At 67.7% G+C, this 23,612-nt stretch carries 21 protein-coding genes; 12 read left to right on the top strand and 9 right to left on the bottom strand.

The window, feature by feature from the left end; all coding sequences use genetic code 11:
* Positions 1-875, top strand: an 875-nt coding sequence (locus DQP56_RS14460) for an NHL repeat-containing protein (protein WP_286167763.1), incomplete at its 5' end; no start/stop codon positions are given.
* A 20-nt stretch (positions 876-895) separates the two neighbouring features.
* Here the strand turns inward: DQP56_RS14460 and pstA are convergent.
* The 8 genes from pstA to DQP56_RS14420 all read right to left on the bottom strand — a co-directional run bounded on the left by pstA (position 896) and on the right by DQP56_RS14420 (position 10,297).
* On the bottom strand, positions 896-1,801 hold the full coding sequence (gene pstA, locus DQP56_RS14455) for a phosphate ABC transporter permease PstA (protein WP_112686512.1): 906 nt from the start codon (positions 1,799-1,801) through the stop codon (positions 896-898).
* Positions 1,798-2,772: a phosphate ABC transporter permease subunit PstC gene (gene pstC / locus DQP56_RS14450; RefSeq protein ID WP_234825672.1), complete on the bottom strand. Its 975-nt coding sequence runs from the start codon at positions 2,770-2,772 to the stop codon at positions 1,798-1,800. Before pstC ends, pstA begins: the two co-directional genes overlap by 4 nt.
* Before the next feature lie 42 nt (positions 2,773-2,814).
* Positions 2,815-3,930 carry a phosphate ABC transporter substrate-binding protein PstS gene (gene pstS, locus DQP56_RS14445; protein ID WP_112686510.1) on the bottom strand — a complete coding sequence of 372 codons (1,116 nt, stop codon included), beginning with the start codon at positions 3,928-3,930 and terminating at the stop codon, positions 2,815-2,817.
* Positions 3,931-4,163: 233 nt separating this feature from the next.
* Positions 4,164-4,832 carry a phosphate signaling complex protein PhoU gene (gene phoU, locus DQP56_RS14440; protein ID WP_013830454.1) on the bottom strand — a complete coding sequence of 223 codons (669 nt, stop codon included), beginning with the start codon at positions 4,830-4,832 and terminating at the stop codon, positions 4,164-4,166.
* Positions 4,833-4,886: 54 nt separating this feature from the next.
* Complete coding sequence (locus tag DQP56_RS14435) at positions 4,887-7,256, bottom strand: LCP family protein (RefSeq protein ID WP_112686508.1); 2,370 nt, start codon at positions 7,254-7,256, stop codon at positions 4,887-4,889.
* A gap of 185 nt (positions 7,257-7,441) precedes the next feature.
* Positions 7,442-8,575, bottom strand: a complete 1,134-nt coding sequence (gene dusB / locus DQP56_RS14430; protein WP_112686516.1) for a tRNA dihydrouridine synthase DusB — start codon at positions 8,573-8,575, stop codon at positions 7,442-7,444.
* 44 nt (positions 8,576-8,619) lie between these two features.
* Positions 8,620-9,621, bottom strand: coding sequence for an acyl-ACP desaturase (locus tag DQP56_RS14425; RefSeq protein ID WP_112686506.1), 1,002 nt, complete (start codon positions 9,619-9,621; stop codon positions 8,620-8,622).
* A gap of 61 nt (positions 9,622-9,682) precedes the next feature.
* Complete coding sequence (locus tag DQP56_RS14420) at positions 9,683-10,297, bottom strand: TetR/AcrR family transcriptional regulator (protein WP_013830450.1); 615 nt, start codon at positions 10,295-10,297, stop codon at positions 9,683-9,685.
* Positions 10,298-10,696: 399 nt separating this feature from the next.
* Here DQP56_RS14420 and DQP56_RS14415 point away from each other — a divergent pair, with 399 nt between their 5' ends.
* The 6 genes from DQP56_RS14415 to DQP56_RS14390 are packed head-to-tail and all read left to right on the top strand — an operon-like array spanning position 10,697 to position 18,026.
* The gene (locus tag DQP56_RS14415; RefSeq protein ID WP_112686504.1) at positions 10,697-11,572 is read left to right on the top strand and encodes an SDR family NAD(P)-dependent oxidoreductase; all 876 of its coding nucleotides are present in this window, start codon (positions 10,697-10,699) and stop codon (positions 11,570-11,572) included.
* Positions 11,569-12,957 (top strand): aromatic ring-hydroxylating oxygenase subunit alpha, encoded by a 1,389-nt coding sequence (locus tag DQP56_RS14410; protein ID WP_112686502.1) that lies wholly within the window; start codon positions 11,569-11,571, stop codon positions 12,955-12,957. The genes DQP56_RS14415 and DQP56_RS14410 overlap by 4 nt, the downstream gene beginning before the upstream one ends.
* Entirely contained in the window at positions 12,954-14,798 is a 1,845-nt protein-coding gene (locus DQP56_RS14405) for a flavin-containing monooxygenase (protein ID WP_112686500.1), read from the top strand. The genes DQP56_RS14410 and DQP56_RS14405 overlap by 4 nt, the downstream gene beginning before the upstream one ends.
* On the top strand, positions 14,795-15,631 hold the full coding sequence (locus DQP56_RS14400) for a TauD/TfdA dioxygenase family protein (protein ID WP_112686498.1): 837 nt from the start codon (positions 14,795-14,797) through the stop codon (positions 15,629-15,631). The genes DQP56_RS14405 and DQP56_RS14400 overlap by 4 nt, the downstream gene beginning before the upstream one ends.
* Positions 15,628-16,578: an SDR family NAD(P)-dependent oxidoreductase gene (locus DQP56_RS14395; protein WP_112686496.1), complete on the top strand. Its 951-nt coding sequence runs from the start codon at positions 15,628-15,630 to the stop codon at positions 16,576-16,578. The genes DQP56_RS14400 and DQP56_RS14395 overlap by 4 nt, the downstream gene beginning before the upstream one ends.
* A 17-nt stretch (positions 16,579-16,595) precedes the next feature.
* Positions 16,596-18,026, top strand: a complete 1,431-nt coding sequence (locus tag DQP56_RS14390; RefSeq protein WP_112686514.1) for an aldehyde dehydrogenase family protein — start codon at positions 16,596-16,598, stop codon at positions 18,024-18,026.
* Positions 18,027-18,062: 36 nt separating this feature from the next.
* On the opposite strand, the gene DQP56_RS14385 is transcribed toward DQP56_RS14390, so the two are convergent.
* Complete coding sequence (locus DQP56_RS14385) at positions 18,063-19,082, bottom strand: ferredoxin--NADP reductase (protein ID WP_013830443.1); 1,020 nt, start codon at positions 19,080-19,082, stop codon at positions 18,063-18,065.
* 71 nt (positions 19,083-19,153) lie between these two features.
* On the opposite strand from DQP56_RS14385, the gene DQP56_RS14380 reads away from it, so the two are divergent.
* From DQP56_RS14380 to DQP56_RS14360, 5 genes are read left to right on the top strand one after another with little or no spacing between them, the layout of a single operon-like run.
* Entirely contained in the window at positions 19,154-20,593 is a 1,440-nt protein-coding gene (locus DQP56_RS14380; RefSeq protein WP_112686494.1) for a class I adenylate-forming enzyme family protein, read from the top strand.
* A complete protein-coding gene (locus DQP56_RS14375) occupies positions 20,578-21,483 on the top strand; it encodes an acyl-CoA dehydrogenase family protein (protein ID WP_112686492.1) in 906 nt (301 codons plus the stop codon). Before DQP56_RS14380 ends, DQP56_RS14375 begins: the two co-directional genes overlap by 16 nt.
* Positions 21,470-22,570, top strand: a complete 1,101-nt coding sequence (locus tag DQP56_RS14370; protein WP_112686490.1) for an acyl-CoA dehydrogenase family protein — start codon at positions 21,470-21,472, stop codon at positions 22,568-22,570. The genes DQP56_RS14375 and DQP56_RS14370 overlap by 14 nt, the downstream gene beginning before the upstream one ends.
* Positions 22,567-22,779 carry a hypothetical protein gene (locus DQP56_RS14365; protein ID WP_112686488.1) on the top strand — a complete coding sequence of 71 codons (213 nt, stop codon included), beginning with the start codon at positions 22,567-22,569 and terminating at the stop codon, positions 22,777-22,779. The genes DQP56_RS14370 and DQP56_RS14365 overlap by 4 nt, the downstream gene beginning before the upstream one ends.
* A 12-nt stretch (positions 22,780-22,791) precedes the next feature.
* Positions 22,792-23,559: an enoyl-CoA hydratase/isomerase family protein gene (locus tag DQP56_RS14360; protein ID WP_112686486.1), complete on the top strand. Its 768-nt coding sequence runs from the start codon at positions 22,792-22,794 to the stop codon at positions 23,557-23,559.
* The last annotated feature ends 53 nt before the right edge of the window (positions 23,560-23,612 follow it).

Here is a 23,612-nt window from a genome sequence, read left to right as displayed (position 1 = left end):
AGTGGCTGCTGCCGGCCGCCGTGGCGGCGGTGGTGCTTGCCATCGTGGGCGTGGCCGGCGGATATGCGCTCAGCCGTGAGTCGGGTTCAGCGACCGGCGTCTCGGCGGACGGGCAGAGCGTGGTGCCGCTGGAGGGGTTGAGCTTTCGGCTGTCCCCTGGCGGCCTGGCGCTCGACGGTGACGGCAACCTCTATATCACCAACCAGAGCATGTACGGGCGGGTGCTGAAGCTGGCGCCGGGATCGAGCAATCCGGAAGTGTTGCCGTTCACCGGTCTCTACGAGCCGCAGGGCGTGGCAGTGGCCGCCGACGGCTCGGTCTATGTCAGCGACTTCAACAACCGGGTGGTGAAGTTGGCCCCGGACACCGGCGAGCAGACCGAACTGCCGTTCTCCGGACTCAACTACCCCGAGGGGGTGACGGTGGACGCTCAGGGCAGCGTCTACGTCGCCGACCGGGGTAACAACCGGGTGCTTAAGTTGCCGGCCGGCGCCGGCGCGCAGGTCGTGCTGCCGTTCACCGGGCTTCACAATCCCGACGACGTGGCCGTCGACAGCAACGGCAACGTCTACGTCACCGACACCGACAACGACCGGGTGGTGCGACTGAGCGCCGGATCCAATACCCAGACGGACCTTCCGTTCACGGGGCTGTCCTCACCGTGGGGCGTCTCGGTTGACCGCGCCGACAACGTCTACGTCACCAACCACGAGAACCACAAGGTCATGAAGCTCGATCCCGTGACCAACAACCAGACCAAGTTGCCGTTCGCCGGCCTCAACACGCCCTTGCAGGTGGTGGTCGACGCCGACGGTGCGTTGTACGTGGCTGACCGCGGTAACAACCGGGTGGTCAAGCTGGCGGCCGGCTCATAGCGGTCCGGCCGGCGGCCCGGTCATCGCTGCCGGACCGAGGTGAGCCGGGTCGCCACCGCGGCCATCACTGCGCTCAGCGCAACCACGATGATCAATGTCAGTGCCGCCCCCCACACCCGGGTCTGGCCGGCGGTCTCCGGGTTGGCGAGTTCGCTGTAGATCAGCAGCGGTAGTGAGGCCATGTTGTCGTGCAGAATGTCGTAGTTGATCGAGCGGCTGTAACCGACCAGGACCAGCACCGGGGCGGTCTCACCGATGATTCGGGCCAGCGCCAGAAATGTTCCGGACAGGATCCCTGACATTGCGGTCGGAAGCACGATTCGGATGATCGTCTTCCACTTCGGAACCCCCAACGCATAACTGGCCTCCCGCAGCTCGTCGGGGACCAGCCGGAGCATCTCCTCGGCGGACCGCACCACGATCGGCAGCATCAGCAGCACCAGTGCCAGCGAAACCGCCAGCGCGCTCTGCTCGAAGCCCAGGGTGGCGATCCACAGACTGAAGATGAACAGCGACGCGACGATCGACGGCACCCCCGCGAGCACGTCGACCATGAACGTGGTCAACCGGGCCCACCAACCCGACCCGTACTCGACCAGGTATATCGCGGTCATCAGACCGAGTGGCACCGCCAGTACGGCGGCGACCCCGGCCTGCACCAGGGTGCCGTACAACGCGTGATACACCCCGCCGGCCAACTCATCGGGCAGTACGCCGCGCAGCGAGTGCGTCCACCAGGACGCGTGGACGACTGCCTGCCAGCCGCGCGCGATCACTACCCACAGCAGCCAGATCAGTGGCACCGTCGCGATGCCGAACGAGATCACAAATATCAGCGCGGCGAAGCGGTCCGTGATCCGGCGCCTGATGCTGATGGGGCTGCGCACCCGGGACTTGACCGGTGCTGTCAGTGCGGGGGCGCTCATCCGTTGACCTTTCCGCCGGCCACCGCACGCGCGGCGGCGTTGACGACGAACGTCAGGACGAACAGGGCGAAACCAGCGGCGATGTAGGCGCCGGTCGGCAGCGGGGCGCTGAACTCCGATGCGGCGGACGCGATCTTGGACGCAAACGTGTACCCGCCGTCGAACAGCGACCAGTTACCGGGACGCGGGGCCGCTCGCAAGATGATCAGCATGGCGATCGTCTCGCCCAGGGCACGGCCCAGCCCCAGCATCGACGCGGCGATGACGCCGCTGCGGCCGTAGGGCAGCACCACGATCCGCACCACCTCCCATCGGGTGGCGCCCAGCGCCTGGGCCGCCTCGATGTGCGCGGTCGGGGTCTGGCGGAAGACCTCCCGCGACACCGAGGTGATGATCGGCAGGATCATCACGGCCAGCACGATCCCGGCGGTGAAGATGGTCCCGCCGCCGGCCAGTGACACGTTGCCTTTGGCGAACAGAAACAGCCAGCCCAGGTGGCGATTGAGAAACTTCGCCACCGGATAGAGCATCGGCGCCAGCACGAAGATCCCCCACAGTCCGAAGATGATGGACGGGACCGCAGCCAACAGGTCGATGACGATGCCGCACGGCCGCGACAGCTGCCGTGGCGCATAGCGGGTGAGGAAGATCGCGATGCTGATCGAGATCGGCACCGCCACTACCAATGCGAGCAGCGAGGTCAATACCGTCACCACCAGTAGATCCCGGATTCCGAACGCCAGACCGTCGGCGCCGCCGGTGCTGAAGGTGGCGGTGGTGAAGAAATTCGCGGTGTTGGCTTGCAGGGACGGTACGGCGCGGATCAGCAGGAAGACGGCGATCAGCGCGATCGCGGCGACGACCGTCGAACCGGCCGACACCGCCAGCGCCCGGAATATCCGTTCCCCGCCGGACCCGTGTTTGCGGGGCAGTGAGACGGGCACCGACGATTGCGAGGTGTTAGCGGCCATGGCGCCAACACCCTCGAAACCGCGGTGACCGGTGGGGCAGGGTCACTCGATGGCGTCGACTGCGGCCGACAGGCGCGGCTTGAACGCGTCCGGGATCGGCACGTATCCGTACTCATCCAGACCGAACTGCCCGGAAGTGATGGTCGATTTCAGGAACATCCGCACGGCGGTGCCCACCTCGGCATCGGGGTACTTCGAGCAGACCACTTCGTAGGTGGCGAGCACGATCGGGTAGGAGCCGGCGTTGCTGGGCTTGTAGAACGACGCGGTGTCGAGCACCAGATCGTTGCCCTCGCCCTTGATGGTGGCTCCGGCGATGGTCTTGCCCACCGATTCGGTGCTGATCGCGACGGGGTCCGGACCGGCCGACGTGATGATCTGCGCGGTGCGCAGATTCTTGGCCTGGGCGAACGACCACTCGTTGTAGGTGATGGCGCCCTCGGTGGTGCTGATCGCGGCCGCGGTGCCGTCATTGCCCTTGGCACCCTCGCCGACGCCGCCGTTGAACGACTTCCCGGTGCCCTTGCCCCACGCGCCATCGGAGGCGCCCTCCAGATACTGCTGGAAGTTGTCGGTGGTGCCGGACTCGTCGCTGCGGAACACCACATGGATGGGCGCGGCGGGCAGTGCGGCGCCCGGGTTGAGGTCTTTCACCGCAGGGTCGTCCCAGCTGGTGACGGCGCCGTTGAAGATCTTTGCGACGGTCGGTCCGTCGAGAATCAGATTGTCGACACCGGCGATGTTGTAGGTGATCGCGATCGGGCCGAACACCGCGGGCAGGTTCCAGGCCGGGGAACTGCACCGCTGCTGCGCCTGGGCGTACTCGTCGGTGCTGAGCGGCACGTCGGTGCCGGCGAAATCGGTCTGGCCGCCGAGGAATTCGCGGATGCCGGCACCGGACCCGTTGGCCGTGTAGTTCACCGTCTGATCGGGGCACTCCGCGATGAACGTCTTGACGAATCTGGCCATGGCATTCTGCTGGGCGGTCGATCCGCTCGCCTTCAGCGTCTCGGTGCCGCCGCAGTCGCTGCCGGCCGACGAACCTCCGGAGGAATCGGTGCCGTGAGAGGTGGTGTTGTGGTCGCTGCCGCAGCCGGACAAGGCCAGCGTGCCGGCGGCCAGGACTCCCAGTGCCGCACCGTAACCGTTCCGTGTCATCTCGGGGCCTTTCGGGTCGAATCAGGGTTGAGGAACACACCCGCTGTATCACCGGATCGGCCCGGCCGCGAAACCACACGGAGCAAGCACGGCACGGGCTGCCAGCAGACTAACAGCCTGCTGTGGAAAAAAAGGATGATATTCCTCTTGGAAATGGACCCGAAAAACGGACCCGCCGCACGAGGCGACGACGCGGTAGCCGACGTCGCGCTGCGGGGCGCGCGATAGTCGTCCTAATCGGGTGGGGGCAGGGTGTTCTCGTCGGGGAACTTGCCGGTCGCCTGGAAGATCACCCGGCGCGCCACCTCCACAGCGTGGTCGGCGAATCGTTCATAGAACCGGCCGAGCAGTGTCACGTCGACGGCCGCGGCGACACCGTGGCGCCACTCTTTGTCCATCATCACCGAGAACAGATGCCGGTGCAGATCATCCATCGCATCGTCTTCTTCGCGGATCCGGGCGGCCTTCTCCGGGTCCCGTGACAGCAGCACCTCTTGCGCGCTGTTTCCCAAATCGACTGCCACCCTGCCCATTTCGGCAAAGTATCCGTTCACCTCTTCGGGCAGGGCGTGTTGCGGGTGCCGACGGCGAGCGATCTTGGCGACGTGCAGTGCCAGCGCGCCCATCCGGTCGATGTCGGCGACCATCTGGATGGAGCTGACGATGGCTCGCAGGTCCCCGGCGACCGGTGCCTGCAACGCCAGCAGCACGAAGGCGCTCTCCTCGGCGCGCGCGCTCATCGCGGCGATCTTCTCGTGGTCGGTGATCACCTGCTCAGCCACCACCAGGTCGGCCTGCAGCAGGGCCTGCGTGGCACGTTCCATGGCGATTCCGGCCAGGCCGCACATCTTGCCGAGCTGTTCGGCCAAGTCCGAGAGTTGCTCGTGATAGGCGGTTCGCATGCCCTCAAGACTAACCCGGACGGGGCTTGAGGCGGCTGCGCGCCGCCGCCGCGTTTACTCGCAGGTGGTGTCGGCGGCGTTGGTGACCGTCAGGTCGTCGGGCAGCTCGGTGGGTTCGACGCTGGCGCCGCGGTTGAGTTGCACGTTGATCTGCGAGCCGGTGACCGCCGGCCTGCTGACGGCGCGGAAATCCGCACCCAGCACCACTCGCACGATGGAGCCCAGCCCGGCGACCCGTTCGATCGGCGCACCGGTCAGCGCTGAGGCCACGGTGGCGGCGGCCTGTTCATTGCCCGGGGAGAACAGCACTTTGGTGGTCTTGACCGTTGCCGGGTAGTCATCGGCGCTGTCGACGTCGAAGCCCCAGTGCTGCAGGCCCTCAGAGGTTGCGGCGGCCAGGCCGGACTGGTCGGTGGCGTTGGACACCCGCACGGTGACCTCGCCGGGGGAGGTGGTGACCGCCCGGACCTGCTCGCTGTACGGCTTGGCGGTCGGGCTGGCCGGTGTCGCGGCGGCCTGGGTGGATTGCGGAGTCGGGCTGGTCGCGGTGGTCGGGACCGACGTGGCGTTGTGATCGTTCTCGCCGGGTAGCGGGTCGTCGTTGATGATGGCGTCGAACAGCGCTCGCATGTCGTCCATCCGCGGGACCTCGTCGCCGTTCTCGTCGGTCTCACTGGTCGGCACGGTGACGAAGGTGATGTGCCCGGCGGACACCTTCTGCAGCGACTGCCCCAGATTCACCAGGTCCTTGGTCTTGACGTTGTCCACGTAGCTGTCGCCGATGAACATGTTCACCACGTTGTTGAGCTTGGTCGGGGAGAAGAAGGTGTTGGTGGAGATCAACGAGCGCAGCAGTGACGACAAGAAGAGCTGCTGGCGTTTGATCCGGCCGTAGTCGCCGTTGTCCTCGGTGGTGACGTTGCGGGCGCGCACGTAGCTCAGTGCCGTCGCGCCGTTGACCCGCTGGCGCCCGCTGTTCTCCAGCACGCTGCCCAGCTCGAGGTCGTAGAGCGGGCTGGTGGTGCACACCTCCACGCCGCCCAGGGCGTCGACCATCTTGCCGAAGCCGACGAAGTCGACGGCCATGAAGCGGTTGACCGCCAGCCCGGAGAGCTTCTGGATCTCCTTGACCAGACACTTGGGACCGCCGAAGGCGTACGTGGAGTTCAGCTTCGTCTCGGTGTAGACGGTGTCGTCGCTGTAGGTGCCGGTGTTCGGGTCGTAGATCGGGCCGTAGGCGCCGGTCTCGGGATTCCAGACCTCGCATTGAATCGGCGTGATCGCCAGGTCACGCGGGAAGGACACCACCACCACGCGTTTCCGGTTCGCCGGGATGTTGACCAGCATGATCGTGTCGGACCGGGCACCCTCGGCGTCCTCGGTGCTGCCGGCGCCGATATTGCTGTTAGCCCCGGCCCGGGTGTCGGCGCCGACGATCAGGAAGTTCTCGTCGCCGTACTGCCCGGCCGCGTCGAGGATGTCGTGCGAGTTGGGGTCCAGCGCGCTGACGTGGTTGAGGCTGCGGTTTTTCGAGGCGCTCCACTGCCACGCCGAACCGGTCAGCACCAGGGCAAGAACCGCCATCATGGCCGCTACCGCCCGGCCGGCCAGCAGCGCCCCGTGACCGGTCTTTCGCGGCCGCGGCTCGTCGGATTCAAGGTCGTCGTGCCCCGGCGGGTCGATTCGCGCCGGCGGTAGCTCTTGGGCCACGTCCGGCGGTTCAGCGAGGCTCGACGCAGGAGAGGCGAAGCTGGGACCGCCGAGTGGACCGGGCGGTTCAGCGAGGCTCGACGCAGGAGAGGCGAAGCTGGGACCGTCGCTTGGACCCGGCGGTTCAGCGAGGCTCGACGCAGGAGAGGCGAAGCTGGGACCGCCGAGTGAACCCGGTAGTTCGGTGGTGGGCTCGGAGCCGGCCCAGTCGTCGGACCACGCGGTTTCACCGGGCTCGTCGTAGTCCGTGCCGTGAATCCGGTCGAGGTCGGGCAACTCCGAGGGGTAGGCCACCTCGGCGATGTCGGCGGTGGAATTCGGCGCGTCCGTCGCGGCGAAGGCTGCCCAGAGCTCAGGGTCCGGGTCGGGCTTGGTCTCCCCGGGTTCGGCGGCTTCTCCGCCAGTCGCGGGATCGGCAGCCGCCGCTGGCTCGTCGGCGACGGTGGCGGCACGGCGCTGGCTGCGGCCACCGGACGGCGGAACACCGGCGTTGACCCGGGCGATCAGGTCCGCGACGGTCACCGAACCATCACCACGGTGGCGGCGGCGTGACGCAGCCGGCCGCCGCGGGGCCGGCGCGGGGTCGTCGGCCGGGGTCTGCCAGCGCTCCCACGGCGCGGGTCCGGGCGGGCTCATCGTCATCAGCTGATGGTCACCGTCGTCCCGGCCCTCTCCAGGCCAGCGTCCAGGAGTGGCGCTATCGCCGTCACTCATGTCCTCACGGGCCTCCGAGTCTTCGGGACTGACGGGTATCGGTCACACGTCAGCCTGGCACGGGTGATCGCCGTCGATTCTCCGTGCCTGTTTCCGCCCCCCGCAGGGGACAACCCCTCCCGGGGCAATAAGTTACTTATTCTACTGAGAAGTTTCCAGACACGCGATGTCGAGGACGTCTCATTTCAGCCACCTGAGTGCATAATGTCAGCTCCGCTCGGCACGGTGCAGTCGTCCGGGTCGGCGAGCCAACCCTCGGGAAGGGTGACCTTGGCCGGTGAGCCCTGCCGTCCCCGCGGTCCGGTCGCCGCAGTCGGGAAGGGTATCGACCCGTCGAGTTGCCTGAGCAGCGCGTCGAGGTCGGCCAGCGTCGTGACCATTGCCAGCGTGCGCCGTAGCTCCGAGCCCGCCGGAAAGCCGTGCAGGTACCAGGCCACGTGCTTACGGATCTCCCGCATGCCCTTGTCCTCGCCGAAGTGCGATGCCAGCAGTTCACCGTGGCGCCGGACGATGTCGGCGACCTCGCCCAGCGTGGGCGGGGTCGGGACGGGGCGACCGGCGAATGCCGCCGACAGCTCACCGAACAGCCACGGGCGCCCCAGGCAGCCGCGGCCGATGACGACGCCGTCGCAGCCGGTCGCCGCCATCATGGCCAGGGCATCGCCGGCCTCGAAGATGTCGCCGTTGCCGAGCACCGGGATCGAGCGCACCTGCTCCTTGAGTGCGGCGATCTGCTCCCAGTCGGCCTTGCCGGAGTAGCGCTGCGCTGCTGTCCGGGCGTGCAGGGCCACCGCCGCGGCGCCCTCGGCCTCGGCGATACGGCCGGCATCGAGGTGGGTGTGGGTGGCTTCGTCGATCCCGATCCGGAATTTCACGGTCACCGGGATCTCGGTGCCGGCCGTGCCGCGGACTGCCGCTGCGACGATGTTGCCGAACAACCGGCGCTTGTAGGGCAGCGCCGACCCGCCGCCGTGCCGGGTCACTTTGGGCACCGGGCAGCCGAAATTCATGTCGATGTGGTCGGCCAGGCCCTCGTCGGCGATCATCTTCGCCGCGGCGTAGGTGGTGTCCGGGTCCACCGTGTAGAGCTGCAACGAGCGCGGTGACTCGGCGGGGGAGAACGTGGTCATGTGCAGGGTGGCCGGATGGCGTTCCACGAGCGCGCGGGCGGTCACCATTTCGCACACGTAGAGCCCGCTGACCGTTCCGGCCCGGGACTGTTCCAGTTCGCGGCAGAGCGTGCGGAAGGCGACGTTGGTCACGCCGGCCATCGGGGCCAGCACCACCGGGCTGGCGAGCGTGAGCGAACCGATCCGCAGCCCGCGCCGCTGCGCGGTCAGCACGTTACCGCCGCTGCCGCCGGTTACTGCGCCAATGACGCGAATTCCTTCTTGGCGGCGCGTTTCTCGGCCATCTTGGCCTCCCGCTCGAGCCGGCGCTGCTTGGCCACCTCGAACTTCTCGCACGTCTGTTCCAGCTCGGCGACGATCTTGCCGATCTCGTCCTGGTAGCGGGCCGCTTCGCCGGTGAAGTCCCGTTCGAGGATGCGCCACTTTTTCAGCACCGGCATCACCACGTCGTCCAGGTGGATGCGCGGGTCGTAGACACCGCCGACGGCGATGATCACCGCCTTGCGGCGGAACTCCGGGACCACGTACCCGGGCATCTGGAAGTTAGCCAGCACCCGGTGCAGCGAGTACATCGCCTGCTCTGGCGCGATGTCGAAACCGGCCGCGCTGATGTCGCGGTAGAAGATCATGTGCAGGTTCTCGTCGGCTGAGATCCGGGCGAGCAGCTGGTCGGCGACGGGGTCGTTGCAGGCCCGGCCGGTGTTGCGGTGCGAGATGCGGGTGGCCAGCTCCTGGAAGGTCACGTAGACGACCGAGTCGAACAAGCTCTTGGCGAACAGGTCGCCGGAGACCTGCTGGTTCTGGCCCGGGCTGAAGCCGCGGTTGACGGTCTCCATCCGCAGCGTCTCCAGCTCGATCGGGTCGCAGTTGCGGGTCACTACGAGGTAGTCACGCAGCGCGATGCCGTGCCGGTTCTCCTCGGCGGTCCACCGGTTCACCCAGGTGCCCCACGGGGCGTCCATGGTGAAGTTCATCGCGATCTCGCGGTGGTAGGAGGGCAGGTTATCCTCGGTCAGCAGGTTCTGCACCATGGCCGTCCGGGCGACTTCGGACAGTTTCGACTGCTCGATGTCCCAGTCCTGCCCGCCGAGGGCGTAGTAGTTCTTGCCCTCCGACCAGGGGACGTAGTCGTGGGGATTCCAGTCCTTGGTCATAGAGAAGTGCCGGTTGACCGCATTCTCGACGACGGGCTCGAGTTCGTGCAGCAGCTCCAGGTCGGTCCATTCACGCGCCATAACAGCTCCTGGTATCTGTGTCCGCTAGTTGCAGGCAATATATCTGTGTCTTCCGGTGACATCAAGTTCGCGGCGGCGTGTTGTCGCCGCCATCGTGGGGTCGGCCGGTATTGAGCAGCATGTCGACGCAGAAGTCGATGAACTGGCTGCGGGTCGCTGCCAGCCGCCCCTCCAGGTAGGCGCTGAACAGGGCTGTCAGCGCGCCGATCAACCCGGTCGCGACCATGTGCTGAAGCGGCGGATCACCGATCCGCGTGAGTTTGCGCTGCAGCATCCCGATGAAGTTGGGCATCCATTGGGCGCCGGAGTGGGTCAGCACCGGCTCGGTCGCCGGGGCGAGCAGTAGCACCCGGCCGCGCACCGGGTCGTCGACCATCAACGTGACAAAGGCTTCCACGGCCGCTCGCGGCGTTTGGGCCGACAGCAGCGTTGTCATCGCGCGTGTGCACACGTCGTCGTAGACCGCGCGGACGAATTCGTCGCGGTCGGTGAAGCTCTCGTAGAAGTAGCGTTCGGTCAGCGCGGCGGCGCGGCAGAGCGACCGGATGGTCAGCGTGGGTCCGTTCTCGTCGCCGAGCAGTCCGACGCCGGCCTCGATGAATTCGTCGCGGCGCAGGGCCGGGCGCTCCGCCAGCGGGACCCCGGACCAGCGGCCCCGGCGTTGACCGGACGGCACTTCAATCTCTCCTCGGGTCTGACAACGGTCGTGGTCGAAATAGCCTGCGTTTGCCGAGTTCCATCATGACGCACCGCGGGTACGGGCCGGCTTCGTCCGGCGGTGATTCGTCCCGGTTCGGCGCCGTTCGACGGGTGTGCCGGTCCGGCCGCGCGTGCCGACGCCGCGGCCGGATGCGTCCAGGCCGTCGCCGCAGGCGCTCGAGGCTCGGCCCGTTAGTCCAGACAATAAAACCACCTGGCCGCTTGGCTCTGCCCTTGACTGGGCCCATCGTGCTGCGGAATAGTGTTCTTCAGAACGAAGAATCACGTATGTTGTCCGGACAAATCCGCATACCCGGTGTCTGACGTCGCCGCCGGAGGGTGCGGATCTGCTGCTTGTGCCAGGAGAAGGCGGGTAATGGCGGATCACTCCAGCCTGCTGAGTCACTCGGGCCTGCTGGGCCTGGATGGCCGTGTCGTCATCGTGTCGGGAGCAGGTGGCGGCGGCATCGGGACGACGGTCACCGCGATGGCCGCGCAAGCCGGTGCCACGGTGATCGCGGTGAGCCGCTCGGCGGAGAACCTCGACGAGCACATCGCGCCGCTGGCCGCTGCCGGCCTGCCGGTGGTACCGGTGGCCGCCGACGCCGGCACCGACGAGGGCGTGACCGCGGTGCTCGCCGCGGCGCGCACCGCCGACGGGCAGCTCTACGGGCTGGTCAACGTCGCCGGCGGGGCGGCGCCGTCGACCTGGATGCCCTCGACCCGGGTGGCCCGCTCCGATTGGCGGGAGATCTTCGCGCACAACCTCGAAACGGCGTTCTTCATGAGCCGTGCGGTTGCCGCCGAGCTGTTGGCGCAGCAGCGGCCGGGCTCGATCGTCTCGATCTCCTCGATCAGCGGGATGAACACCGCGCCGTTCCACATCGCCTACGGCACTGCCAAAGCCGGCGTCGTGGCGATGACGCGCACCATGGCCCTTGAGTTGGCGGCCGCCGGTATCCGGGTCAATGCGGTGGCGCCGGGGGTGACCGAGACCGTGGCATCGGGAACCTACGTCGACGAGGATCCCGATCGCGACCGAGGCGCGATCGCGATGGGACGGCGCGGCCGACCCGAGGAGCAGGCCGGGCCGATCCTGTTCCTGCTGTCGGACCTGTCCAGTTACATCACCGGGCAGACCCTGCTGGTCGACGGTGGACTCAACCTCAAGTGGAGTCACCTCGGCGCGGACAACACCTCGCTGTTCCTCAAAGACGAAACCTTCCGCGCGGCGATGAGGAGGATGTCATGACCGATCCGGTGCACAACGCCGATTCGGCCGAAGAACTGTCGCAACCGATGACGATCGGTATCGAGGCCTACACCTGCGCTGACTACGCCCGCGCCGAACGCGACAAGCTGTGGCGCAAGGTGTGGCAGCAGGCCGGCCGGGTCGAGGATCTGCCGGAGGTGGGCAGCTACCTCACCTACGACGTCCTCGACGACTCGATCATCGTGGTGCGGACCGGACCGGAAACCTTTGCCGCCCACCACAACGTCTGCATGCACCGCGGCCGCCGGCTGGTCGACACCCCGGCCGGGGAGAAGAACGCCTGCGCGCGCACCCGCAAATCGTTCGTCTGCGGCTTCCACGGCTGGACCTACGGCCTGGACGGGGCGTGCACCCACATCCGCGAACAGGACGACTGGCAGGGCACACTGACGCCGGAGAACACCCACCTGCGCCCGGTGCGCGTCGACACCTGGGGCGGCTGGGTCTGGATCAACATGGACCCGGAGTGCGAATCACTGGCCGACTACCTGTTTCCCGCAGCCAAGATCCTCGACCCGTTCGGGCTGGAGAACATGCGCTACAAGTGGCGCAAATGGCTGGAATTCGACTGCAACTGGAAGGTCGCCATGGAGGCCTTCAACGAGACCTACCACGTCTATACGACCCACCCGGAGTTCAACAGGTTCGGTGAATTCAAGGGCTGGGCCAAAGTGCAGGGCCGCCACAGCAACATCGGCTACGACGCTCCTGAGGATCTGGAGACCACCAAGTCCAAGATCCGGCTTGGCACCGGCGCCGACCCCCGGGTTTCGACCGCGGAGATGCAGATCTACACCATGGAGGAGACCAACGCCACCACCACGACGACCCTGGTGAACGCCGCCAAACGGCTGGTCGACGAGCTTCCCGAGGGCACCCCGGCCGACAAGGTCCTCGAACACTGGCTGGCCTCGGCGCGCCGTGACGACGAAGCCCGCGGCGTCATCTGGCCGACGATCCCGGCCGACGTGCTCGGCCAAGCCGGCACCGCCTGGCAGATCTTCCCGAACTTCCAGATCGGCCAGGGCCTCACCAGCGCGCTGTGTTACAGCGCCCGGCCGCATCCCAGCTACAACCCCGACAAGTGCATCTTCGAGGTCTCGGTCTTCGAGCTGTTTCCGAAAGGCGAAGAACCGCAAACACAGTGGGAGTACACCCCGGTGGGCGATCCCGGGTGGCGCTCGGTGCTGCCGCAGGACTTCTCCAACATGGCCGCGGTCCAGCAGGGAATGAAATCCCTTGGCTATCAGGGCGCCAGGCCCAACCCCTACCGGGAGCGCGCGATCGTCAACCTGCACCACCAGCTGGCGAAATACATGGCCGCCGGCGCGCCCGAGCAGATCCCGACAGGAAACGATCGATGACGGAGTGCCCGCCGACCCAGACCCCGGACGACTTCGACATCGAAGCGCTCCGTGAGAAGTACGCCGCCGAACGGGCTAAACGCATTCGCTCCGACGGATCGAGTCAGTACCTCGAACTCAAAGACGATTTCGTGGAGTTCGCCGAGGTGGATCCGCACACCGCGGTGACGCCGCGTGAGCCCATCGACGCCGACATCGAAGTCGTGGTCCTCGGCGGTGGCATCGCCGGACTGCTGGCCGGCGCCTACCTGAAGAAGGCCGGCGTGCGCGATGTGCGGGTCATCGAGATGGCCGGCGACTTCGGCGGCGTCTGGTACTGGAACCGCTTCCCCGGAATCCAGTGCGACAACGACGCCTACTGCTATATCCCGATGCTCGAAGAGCTCGACTTCATGCCGTCCAAGAAGTTCGCCGACGGCGCCGAGATATTCCAGCATTGCCAGAACATCGGCAAGCACTTCGGCCTCTATGACGGTGCGATTTTCTCGACCCAGGTACGCACCGTTCGCTGGGACGAGGAACTCCGGCGCTGGCGGCTGACGACGAACCGGGGCGATGACCTGCGGGCGCGGTTCGTGGTGATGGCGCAGGGCTCCTACAACCGGCCCAAGTTGCCCGGCATCGCGGGCATCAAGGACTTCATGAACGCCGGCGGACACGTCTTCCACTCGGCCCGCTGGGATTACGACTACACCGGCGGTGACTCAGGCGGTGGCTTGGACAAGCTGGCCGACAAGCGCGTGGCGCTGGTCGGCACCGGCGCGACCGGTGTGCAGCTGGTCCCGCACCTGGGCCGAGACGCCAAGCAGCTCTATGTTTTCCAGCGCACCCCGTCGTCGGTGGACTTCCGCGGCAACGAGCCCACCGACCCGCGGTGGGCGGCGTCGCTGCAGCCCGGTTGGCAGGCCGAGCGCAAGCGCAACTTTCACCGCTGGTCGCCGTTCGAGGGCGTGGTGTTCGACGCCCCCGACATGGTGTGCGACTTCTGGACCGAGTTGGGTCGCAACCTCACCGCTCGCATCGGCGCCAGTCCCGACCCGACGGCGCTGGGCGTCGAGGAGATCATGGCGATGCGGGAGGAGGAGGACTACAAGATCATGGAGCGGCTGCGCCGCCGGATCGCCGACATCGTCGAGGATCCGCAGACCGCCGAGGCGCTCAAGCCGTACTACCGGTTCATGTGCAAGCGACCGACCTCCAGCGACACCTACCTGCCCGCGTTCAATCGGCCCAACGTCACGCTGGTCGACGTGGCCGAATCCAAGGGCGTCGAAAGACTCACGGAAAAGGGCATTGTCGCGAGCGGAGTCGAGTACGAGGTCGACTGCGTCATCTTCGCCAGTGGTTTCGAGATCTCCACGGAGATCAGCCGTCGATACGCGATGGACGTCATCGAGGGCCGCGACGGCGTGTCGTTGTTCGACCACTGGCGCGACGGGTTCCAGACCCTGCACGGGATGACCAGCCGCGGCTTCCCCAACCAGTTCCACACCGGTTTCATCCAGGGCGGCGTGTCTGCCAACACCACCGCGATGTTCGAGCAGCAGGCCGAGCACATCGCCTACATCATCGCCGAGGCTCTCAACCGGGGAGCGACGGTCGTCGAGCCCAGTCAGGAAGGTCAAGACGCCTGGGTGAACACCATCCGGGAGTTGGCGTTCGACAATTCGGCGTTCGACTTGTCCTGCACGCCCGGCTATTACAACAACGAGGGCCGGGGGTTCGGCGACGCCAGCCGCTCTTTCCTGGGAGAGGTTTACTCACCGGGCTTCTACGCCTTCGATGATCTGTTGAAGCAGTGGCGCGAGGCGGGCGACCTGAAAGGTATGGAACTGCAGTGACATTGCAGACGACGAGCAGTTTGCCGACACGCGACCTCACCGAGCGCATCGCAACCGAGGTCCACGCCGACAAGGCGGCGCTGCTGAGCGGCGACCATGCCGGGGCGATCCGCGAGCTGCTCGAGCGGCGCGGCGTGCTGGTGTTCCCGCAGATCGGGTTCACCGATGCCGAGCAGATCGCCTTCACCGAGACGCTGGGCACGCTGGCACCCGAACGGGACGGCGAGGCCGTCTACGACGTCACCTTGGACACCAACGTCAACAAGCAGGCCGATTACCTCAAAGGCTCCTTCTACTGGCACCTGGACGGCACCATGAACCAGGTGCCGATCCTCGCATCGCTGCTGTCGAGCAGGGTGCTGCCGGCCGGCGGCGGCGGTGACACCGAGTTCTGCAACACCTACGCCGCCTACGACGACCTCTCCGATGACGACAAGGACCAGATCGCGTCGCTGCGCGCCATGCACTCCGCCTGGAACTCGCTGCTGTACTACGACCCCGAGCCCGACTTCGCGACACTTCGGCAGATGATGGCGATCGGAGAGCGGGAACTGCCCGTGGTCTGGACGCACCGCAGCGGGCGCAAGTCGCTGATCCTGGGCTGCACCGCCAGCAACATCGTCGGCATGGACTACGCGGACAGCACCAAAACCCTGGTGCGGCTCCGTGATTGGGCTACCCAACCACAGTTCGTTTACCGGCACCGGTGGTCGGTCGGCGATCTGGTCATGTGGGACAACACCGGCACGATGCACCGGGCGCTGCCGTACGACCCCAACTCCGGCCGGATGCTGCGCCGGACCAAGCTGGCCGGTGAGGAACCCTTCGCTTGAGCACAGGGCAACCGCTGAACTTCCATGGCCGGGTCGCCGTGGTGACCGGTGCCGGGCGGGGGCTGGGCCGCGCTTACGCACAGCTGCTGGCCGAGCGGGGCGGGCGGGTCGTGGTCAACGACACCGGGGCCGACCTCAGCGGTGACGGGGTGCGCGAGGACCCCGCCGAGGCGGTGGCCGCCGAGATCCGCGACGCCGGCGGCGACGCGATCGCCTGCACCGCGTCGGTCGCGACACCGCAGGGCGGCCGGGACATCATCGCTGCGGCACTGCAGCATTACGGCCGGCTCGACGCCGTGATCCACAACGCCGGAAACGTCCGGCGCGGCTCGTTGCGGGACATGAGCTCGGAAGATTTCGACGCCGTCCTCGACGTTCACCTGCGGGGGGCCTTCCACGTGGTGCGGCCGGCCTTCCCGGTGATGTGCGATGCAGGCTACGGTCGCATCGTGTTGACCTCGTCGATCGGCGGCCTCTACGGCAACGCCGGTGTGGCCAACTATGCGGCCGCGAAGGCCGGCGTGATCGGGCTGAGCAATGTCGCGGCGCTGGAGGGCGCGCCGGCCGGTGTCCGCTGCAACGTCGTGGTGCCGGCGGCGGTGACGCGGATGGCCGAGGGCATCGACACGTCCGGCTACCCGCCGATGGAACCCGAACTGGTCGCGCCGGTGGTCGGTTGGCTTGCGCACGAATCCTGCTCGGTCACCGGCGAAGTGCTGATCGCGCTGGCGGGCCGGGTGGCCCGGGCGGTGGTGGCCGAAAGCCCGGGCGTCTACCAGCCGTCGTGGACCCTCGAGGAGGTCGACCGACGGATCGAGGAGATCCGGGATGTCACGGCGCCGGTGATCTTCCCGGTGGTGCCGAACGGCCACGCCGACCACATCCGATACAGCTTCGGCCTGGCCCACCCGGTCCAGGTGCCCGACGAGACCCAGGGAATCCGGTAGTTCAAAGGAGTGTAGTGATGCGCGAATACCTCAAGTTCTACATCGACGGCCAGTGGGTGGACCCGGTCGAGCTCAACACCCTCGACGTCGAGAACCCGGCCACCGAGCAGGTCGCCGGCAAGATCGCGCTTGGTTCGGCCGCCGACGTCGACCGTGCCGTCGCCGCGGCACGGCGGGCGTTTGCCGGCTGGTCGCAGAGCAGCCGTACCGAACGCCTGGATCTGCTGCAGTCGATCCTGGCCGAATATCAGCGCCGCAGCAGTGATCTCGCCGATGCGGTGCACGAGGAGATCGGGGCGCCGCCCGCGCTGGCCGGGGGAACCCAGGTGCAACTCGGGCTCGGCCACATGCTCACCGCGATCGACGCGCTGAAGAACTTCGCGTTCGAAGAACAGCGTGGCGACACCCTGGTGGTCCGGGAGCCGATCGGGGTCTGCGGTCTGATCACCCCGTGGAACTGGCCGCTGAACCAGATCGCGGTGAAGGTCTACCCGGCGCTGGCGACCGGTTGCACCATGGTGCTCAAACCCTCGGAGGTCGCGCCGTTCTCGGCCTACATCTTCACCGAGATCATGGCCGCCGCGGGCGTTCCGGCCGGCGTCTACAACATGGTCAACGGCGACGGTCCCGGCGTCGGGGTGGCCCTGGCGCAACATCGCGACGTCGACATGGTGTCGTTCACCGGTTCGACGCGGGCCGGTGTCGCGGTGGCCGAGAACGCCGCACCGACGGTGAAGCGGGTGACCCAGGAACTCGGCGGCAAGAGCCCCAACATCGTGCTCGACGACGATGCGTTCGCTGCCAGCGTCACCGCGGGCGTGTCGGTCATGATGGTCAACTCCGGGCAGAGCTGCAATGCGCCGTCACGGATGCTGGTGCCCAACTCCCGGATGGACGAGGCCATCGCGATCGCGAAGGCGGTCGCCGAGCAGGTGAAGGTGGGTGATCCCGCCGACGCCAAGGCGATCGGCCCGGTGGCGTCGGCGGCGCAGTTCGCCAAGGTGCAGGGTCTGATCGAGCAGGGCATCGCCGAGGGGGCGACCGTCGCCGCGGGCGGCGCGGGCCGGCCCGACGGACTCGACAGCGGCTACTTCGTTCGACCGACGGTCTTCGCGCACGTGAACAACCAGATGACGATCGCGCGCGAAGAGATCTTCGGCCCGGTGCTGTGCATCCTCGGCTATGACGACCTGGACGAGGCCGTCGAGATCGCCAACGACACCGACTACGGCCTGGCCGGCTACGTGTCGGGCGCCGACCTCGACGCCGCGCGCGGGATCGCCCGCCGGATCCGGGCCGGCTCGGTGGCGATCAACCACGCCTTCGACATGAACGCACCGTTCGGCGGCTACAAGCGCAGCGGCAACGGCCGCGAGTGGAGCGATGCCGGTTTCCACGAATATGTGGAGATCAAGAGCACGTTGGGCTACGGGGCCGCCGCCGGTTGACAACCGGCGGCCGGGCCCGACCCGACCATTCGATGACTATTCGTAGTGGACGGTGATCGAGCCGCCTTCGGGAACAGCCTGGCAGGTCAGGATGTAGCCGTCGGCGACCTCGTCATCGTCGAGTGCGGTGTTGGCGATCATCTTCGCGCTGCCCTCGCTGATGTGGGCGATGCAGGTGCCGCAGTTGCCGGCCTCGCAGGAGAACGGCGGTGTCAGCCCGGCCCGCCGGGCGCTCTCCAGCAGGGTCTCGCCGGCGACGCGCGGCACCGACTCCTTCTTGCGCCCGAGGTGAATCGTCACCGTCCCGCTCACCTCGGCCGCGGTGCCGGCAGCGGCCGGTGCCGCCGTCGGTATCTCGGCGGCGGCGCCGCCGGTGTCGAAGTCCTCGACGAACAGCCGACCCGGGCCCGGCCAGGCCTGGCGCACCACCGCCATGAAGCCCTCCGGGCCGCACAGGTAGCAGTCGGCCCCGGTGTCCGCGCCCACGAACGCGGTGACGGCCGCCGCGTCGAGCAGCCCGTTCTCGGCGTCGCGATGCCGCTGCACCGACAGCCGGCCCGGGTACCGGGCCGCGAGTTCGCTCAGCGCGTCGTCGAAGATCGCCGCCGAGGCGTCCCGGTCGGCGCAGAGCAGCCGTACTGTGCGGTCGGTGGTGGCCAGCGCGCTCTTGGCCAGCGACAGGATCGGCGTGATCCCGCTGCCGCCGGAGAATCCCAGCAGCGGGGAGTCCGAGGAGTCCAGGCAGAAGGTCCCCGCCGCGCGGGTCATGGTCAACTCGTCGCCCTCGGCGAGGTTGTCCAGCAACCAGTTCGACACCTTCCCGCCGGGCACCCGCTTGACCGTGGTCATCAGCTCGGTGTCGGTCTCCGGGGCGCTCGACATGGAGTAGGACCGGTAGAGCTCCTCGCCGTCGACGTGTACCTGGAACGTCGAGTACTGACCGGCCCGGTAGGGGAACGTCCCCTCATGCGGTGCCAGCACGAACGTGTACGCGTCGGCGGTCTCCTTGACGATGCGGGTCACGGTCGCCCGCTGGAAAACATGAGTGACCGCCATGACCACCCCTTCCGGTTTGCGTTCTTCGTTACAGAGAATACTATTCTCTCAAACCGATAGGATCTTCTCAAATGTCTTCTGGGCTGCGTGCGTCATCTACCGCGGTGCTCACGTTCGAGGACCGGCAGTTACCCCTGCCGGAGCTGGACGCACGGGCCGGCGCGCTGGCGGCCGTGCTGTCCGGCGACGGCGTGACGGCCGGTGACCGGGTCGCGTTGATGGCGTCGAACCGGCCCGAGTTCGTCGTCGCCGTGCAGGCCATCTGGCGGCTCGGGGCGGTGGCCGCCCTGATCAGTCCCGCCTGGAAGCGCGACGAGGTGGCGCACGCGCTGGCGCTGACCCAGCCCCGCTACGCGCTCGGCGACCAGTCGGTGCTGGCCGAGCTGATGCCGATGCGGCATCTCGACGACGAGATCGCTCCGGTGGCGGCAGTGGCGCCCGCCGATGACCCGCCGGAGCCCGGCGCCGACGCACTGCTGGTGTTCAGTTCCGGTACCACCGGCCTGCCCAAAGCGGTGCGGCACACCCACGCCTCGCTGGCCGCGGGAGTGCGGCACTGGCGGGACGCGCTGGGACTGACCGCGGATGACCGGATCCAGGTCGTGACCCCGCCGTCACACATCCTCGGGCTGCTCAACATCCTGACCGCGCTGAGCGTCGGGGCGCAGGTGCGGCTGCACCGCCGCTTCGACATCGACGTGATGCTGGCAACGATCGGCCAAGACCGGATCACCGTGGAGATGGCGGTGGCACCGATCGCGCTGGCCATTGCCGCACACCCGGAGCTGGAATCGTTCGACCTGTCGTCGCTGCGCTACATCATGTGGGGCGCCACGCCCATCACAGCCGCCGTCGCCGAACAGGTCACCCGGCGCACCGGGGTCAGCTGGGTGCCCGCCTACGGCACCAGCGAGCTGCCGGTGCTGGCCTGCAGCCCGACCGATGCGGCCCGCGGGGACGAGGCGGTGCTGGACACCGTCGGTCGCCCGGTTCCCGGGGTGGCGCTTCAGGTGGTGGACATGGCCACCGGCGAGCCGCTGCCGCCGGGCGTCCCCGGTGAGATCCTGGCCCGTTCCGAGTCGTTGATGGCCGGCTATCTTCCCGACGAGGCGACGTCGGAAGTATTGCGCGACGGCTGGTTTCACACCGGTGATGTCGGCTACCTCGACACCGGCGGTTGGTTGCGGATCACCGACCGCTGCAAGGAGATGATCAAGGTCCGCGGTTTTCAGGTGGCCCCCGCCGAGATCGAGGCGGTGCTGCACGAGCATCCGGCCGTCGCCGACTGCGGGGTGTTCGGGGTGCCCGACGAGCGCGACGGGGAGGCCGTCGTGGCAGCGGTCGCGCTGCGCGCACCGGTCAGCGAGGCTGAGCTGACCGAGCTGGTGGCCGATCGGCTCGCCACCTACAAGCACCCGCGCCGGGTCGTGGTCGTTCCCGAGATTCCCCGGCTGCCGTCCGGAAAGCTGTTGCGTCGACTACTGAAGGAGCGCCTATGGATGTCCGGCTGAATGCCGAGCAGCGACAACTGCGGGAGGCCGCGGCGAAGCTCGCCGACGATCTGGGGCCCGGCTCGGTCGCCGAACTCGACGATGCCGGTCGAGTGGCCCGGCTGGAAAAAGCTGTCGCCCAAACGGGTTGGCGCTCGCTGCGCTCCGATGGGGCGTCCGGCGTGGAGGTGGCGATCGTCGCCGAGGAGTTCGGCCGCGGCCTGGTCGACGTGCCGTTCCTCGGTCCGGTGCTCGCCGACGATCTGGGCCGGCACGTGACGCTGGGATCAGCGCCGGCCACGGTCGCCCACCACCAGACCGCCGTCGACGCCCGCGGGGCGGGGCAGGCCGTCACGGTGCGCGACCGCGCGGTAGTGACCGTCCCGCTCGGCGCGGTGCGGTGTGGAGCCGACTTGACCAGGCCCGGCGCCGAACTGGCCGGGGAGCCGCATCAGCTCGGTGAGCTCAGCGCCGAGAGCGCCGCGGCGTGGCAGGCGCTGGCGCTGGTGACCACCGGCGCCGACCTGGTCGGCGCCGCACGCGGCGCGCACGCACTGGCATGCGACTACGCCAAGATCCGCGAACAGTACGGCAAACCGATCGGCAGTTATCAGGCCATCGCCCACCTGCTCGCCGAGGGGCTGGCACTGATCGAGGGCTCGGTGAGCGTGCTGCGACATGCCGCCTGGGCGGTCGACGAGGCCGACGCGGCCGACGCGGTCCGTGCCGCCCGCATCGCCAAGATCTACTGCGCCCGCACCGCCCGGACGGTCTGCGAGACCGCGATCCAGGTGCACGGTGGTATCGGAAACACCTGGGAATGCCTGGCGCATGTGTATCTGCGGCGTGCGTTGACCTCGACCGGCCTGTGGCCCGTGACGATTAGGGAGATCGCTGATGGACTTTCGTGACTCGCCCGCCGAGGCCGACTTCCGCAACCGGCTTCGGTCCTGGCTGACCGAGCGGGCCGGCACCTTTCCCGCCGCCGGCGACGACGAGTACTGGGCGCGCCAGGGCGAATGGCACCAGGCCCTCTACGGCGCCGGCTTCTTCGGCGTGTCCTGGCCCCGCGACTACGGCGGCCAGGAGCTGCCACCGGTCTACGACGTGATCGTCGACGAGGAACTGGCCGCCGCCGGCGCCCCGCCGCGACCGAGCCTGGGCTATCTGGTCGTCGGGCTGGGTCGCCACGCGAGCAAAGAACTGCAACAACGGTTCCTACCCGGGATGATCGACGGCACGCAGCGCTGGTGCCAGGGGTTCTCCGAGCCTGGAGCCGGCTCGGACCTGGCGTCGCTGACCACCACCGCGACCCGCGATGGCGACGATTACGTTATTCACGGCCACAAGATCTGGACCAGCTACTCCGACGTCGCCGACTGGTGTCTGCTGTTGGCCCGCACCGACAAGGACGCGCCGCGGCACCGCGGTATCTCGGCGTTCATCATCTCCATGCACCAGCCCGGCATCGAGCAGCGGCCGCTGCGGATGATCAACGGTGTGACCACCGAATTCGGGCAGGTGCTCTTCGACGGCGCCACCGTTCCGGCGAGCCAGCTGGTGGGCGAACCGGGCGAGGGGTGGAAACTGGCGATGACCGTCGTCGGCCACGAGCGCGAGCCGTCGACGCTGGGGTACTCGGCCCGCTACGGTAAACTCGTCCGCCAGATGGCGGCTCGGGTGGATCGTGCCGGTGCCGAGGTGCCCGAGGAATTGGCTTGGGCGGCAGTGGAAACCGAGATGCTGCGGTTACACGTCCGTCGGCGGCTCTCCGAACAGCTTGACGGCCTGTCGCACGGGCCCGAGGGCTCGCTGGACAAGCTGCTGATGACCTGGGTGGAACAGTCCGTCGGCCACGCCGCGCTGGCGGTCGGTGGCGTCGACGACCCCGACCTGCTCAGCGCCTACCTTTACAGCCGCGCCCAGAGTGTGATGGGCGGGACCTCGCAGATTCAGAAGAACATCATTGCCGGCCGAATCCTGGGATTGACCGAGTGATCGCGAACGCGGGCGAAGCCCGGATGAAGCGGGTCACGACTATTGACGGAGTGATCGCGAACGCGGGCGAAGCCCGGGTGAAGCGGGTCACGACTATAGACCGGGTGATCGCGAACGCGGGCGAAGCCCGGGTGAAGCGGGTCACGACTATAGACCGGGTGATCGCGAACGCGGGCGAAGCCCGGGTGAAGCGGGTCACGACAAGATAAGGGAGTCTAGACATGTACGACATGCCTGCTGAAATCGACGTGCGCGCCGATGGTCCGTTGCGGATCATCACGCTCAACCGCCCCGACGCGCTGAATGCCGTCAATGACGCACTGCACTGCGGCCTGGCGAAACTGTGGACACAGCTGGACGAGGATCACGATGCCCGTGCCGCGGTGCTGACCGGCAGTGGGCGGGCGTTCTCTGCCGGCGGCGACTTCAGCTACCTTGACGAGATCCGCCGCGACGACAAGCTGCGCGCCAAGACGATTGCGCACGGCCGGGAGATCGTGCTGGGGATGGCGCGTTGCCGCACCCCGGTGATCGCCGCGGTCAACGGTCCCGCCGTCGGGCTGGGCTGCAGCCTGGTGGCGCTCAGCGACATCGTCTACATGGCCGAAGGCGCCTATCTCGCGGATCCGCACGTGCAGGTCGGTCTGGTCGCCGCCGACGGTGGACCGCTGACCTGGCCGTTGCAGATGAGCCTGTTGCAGGCCAAGGAGTACGCGCTGACCGGAGCCCGGATTCCGGCCGCCCGCGCAGTCGAGCTGGGCTTGGCCAACCACGTGGTGGAAGATCCGGTGGCCGAGGCGATCTCGTGTGCCAAGCGGATCATCGAGCTGCCGCGCCAGGCGGTGGAGAGCACCAAGCGGCTGCTCAATATCCACCTGGAGCGCGCCGTGCTGGCCACTTTGGACTTCGCGAACATGGCCGAGGAACAGTCGTTTGGAACCGACGATTTCAACGCCATCATCGATCGGCTCACCGCGAAGCAGAATTGACCCCGCCGATGCAGATCGCCGAGTTGCTCGTCGCGGCGCGGGCCGGCTCGGTG

This window comes from Mycolicibacter senuensis (assembly GCF_003284925.1).
GTDB lineage: Bacteria > Actinomycetota > Actinomycetes > Mycobacteriales > Mycobacteriaceae > Mycobacterium > Mycobacterium algericum_A.
Note: the sequence above shows the minus strand (reverse complement) of the source record. Positions and strands in the feature narration are given on the sequence as shown.

Coding starts and splice junctions, on each gene's coding strand:
- DQP56_RS14435 (WP_112686508.1), bottom strand. CDS start 7,256: ATGAGTGACGGCGATAGCGCCACTCCTGGACGCTGGCCTGGAGAGGGC.
- DQP56_RS14385 (WP_013830443.1), bottom strand. CDS start 19,082: ATGGCGGTCACTCATGTTTTCCAGCGGGCGACCGTGACCCGCATCGTC.
- DQP56_RS14375 (WP_112686492.1), top strand. CDS start 20,578: ATGGATGTCCGGCTGAATGCCGAGCAGCGACAACTGCGGGAGGCCGCG.
- pstS (WP_112686510.1), bottom strand. CDS start 3,930: ATGACACGGAACGGTTACGGTGCGGCACTGGGAGTCCTGGCCGCCGGC.
- pstC (WP_234825672.1), bottom strand. CDS start 2,772: ATGGCCGCTAACACCTCGCAATCGTCGGTGCCCGTCTCACTGCCCCGC.
- DQP56_RS14415 (WP_112686504.1), top strand. CDS start 10,697: ATGGCGGATCACTCCAGCCTGCTGAGTCACTCGGGCCTGCTGGGCCTG.
- DQP56_RS14410 (WP_112686502.1), top strand. CDS start 11,569: ATGACCGATCCGGTGCACAACGCCGATTCGGCCGAAGAACTGTCGCAA.
- DQP56_RS14425 (WP_112686506.1), bottom strand. CDS start 9,621: ATGGCGCGTGAATGGACCGACCTGGAGCTGCTGCACGAACTCGAGCCC.
- DQP56_RS14370 (WP_112686490.1), top strand. CDS start 21,470: ATGGACTTTCGTGACTCGCCCGCCGAGGCCGACTTCCGCAACCGGCTT.
- DQP56_RS14405 (WP_112686500.1), top strand. CDS start 12,954: ATGACGGAGTGCCCGCCGACCCAGACCCCGGACGACTTCGACATCGAA.
- DQP56_RS14380 (WP_112686494.1), top strand. CDS start 19,154: ATGTCTTCTGGGCTGCGTGCGTCATCTACCGCGGTGCTCACGTTCGAG.
- DQP56_RS14360 (WP_112686486.1), top strand. CDS start 22,792: ATGTACGACATGCCTGCTGAAATCGACGTGCGCGCCGATGGTCCGTTG.
- DQP56_RS14390 (WP_112686514.1), top strand. CDS start 16,596: ATGCGCGAATACCTCAAGTTCTACATCGACGGCCAGTGGGTGGACCCG.
- pstA (WP_112686512.1), bottom strand. CDS start 1,801: ATGAGCGCCCCCGCACTGACAGCACCGGTCAAGTCCCGGGTGCGCAGC.
- phoU (WP_013830454.1), bottom strand. CDS start 4,832: ATGCGAACCGCCTATCACGAGCAACTCTCGGACTTGGCCGAACAGCTC.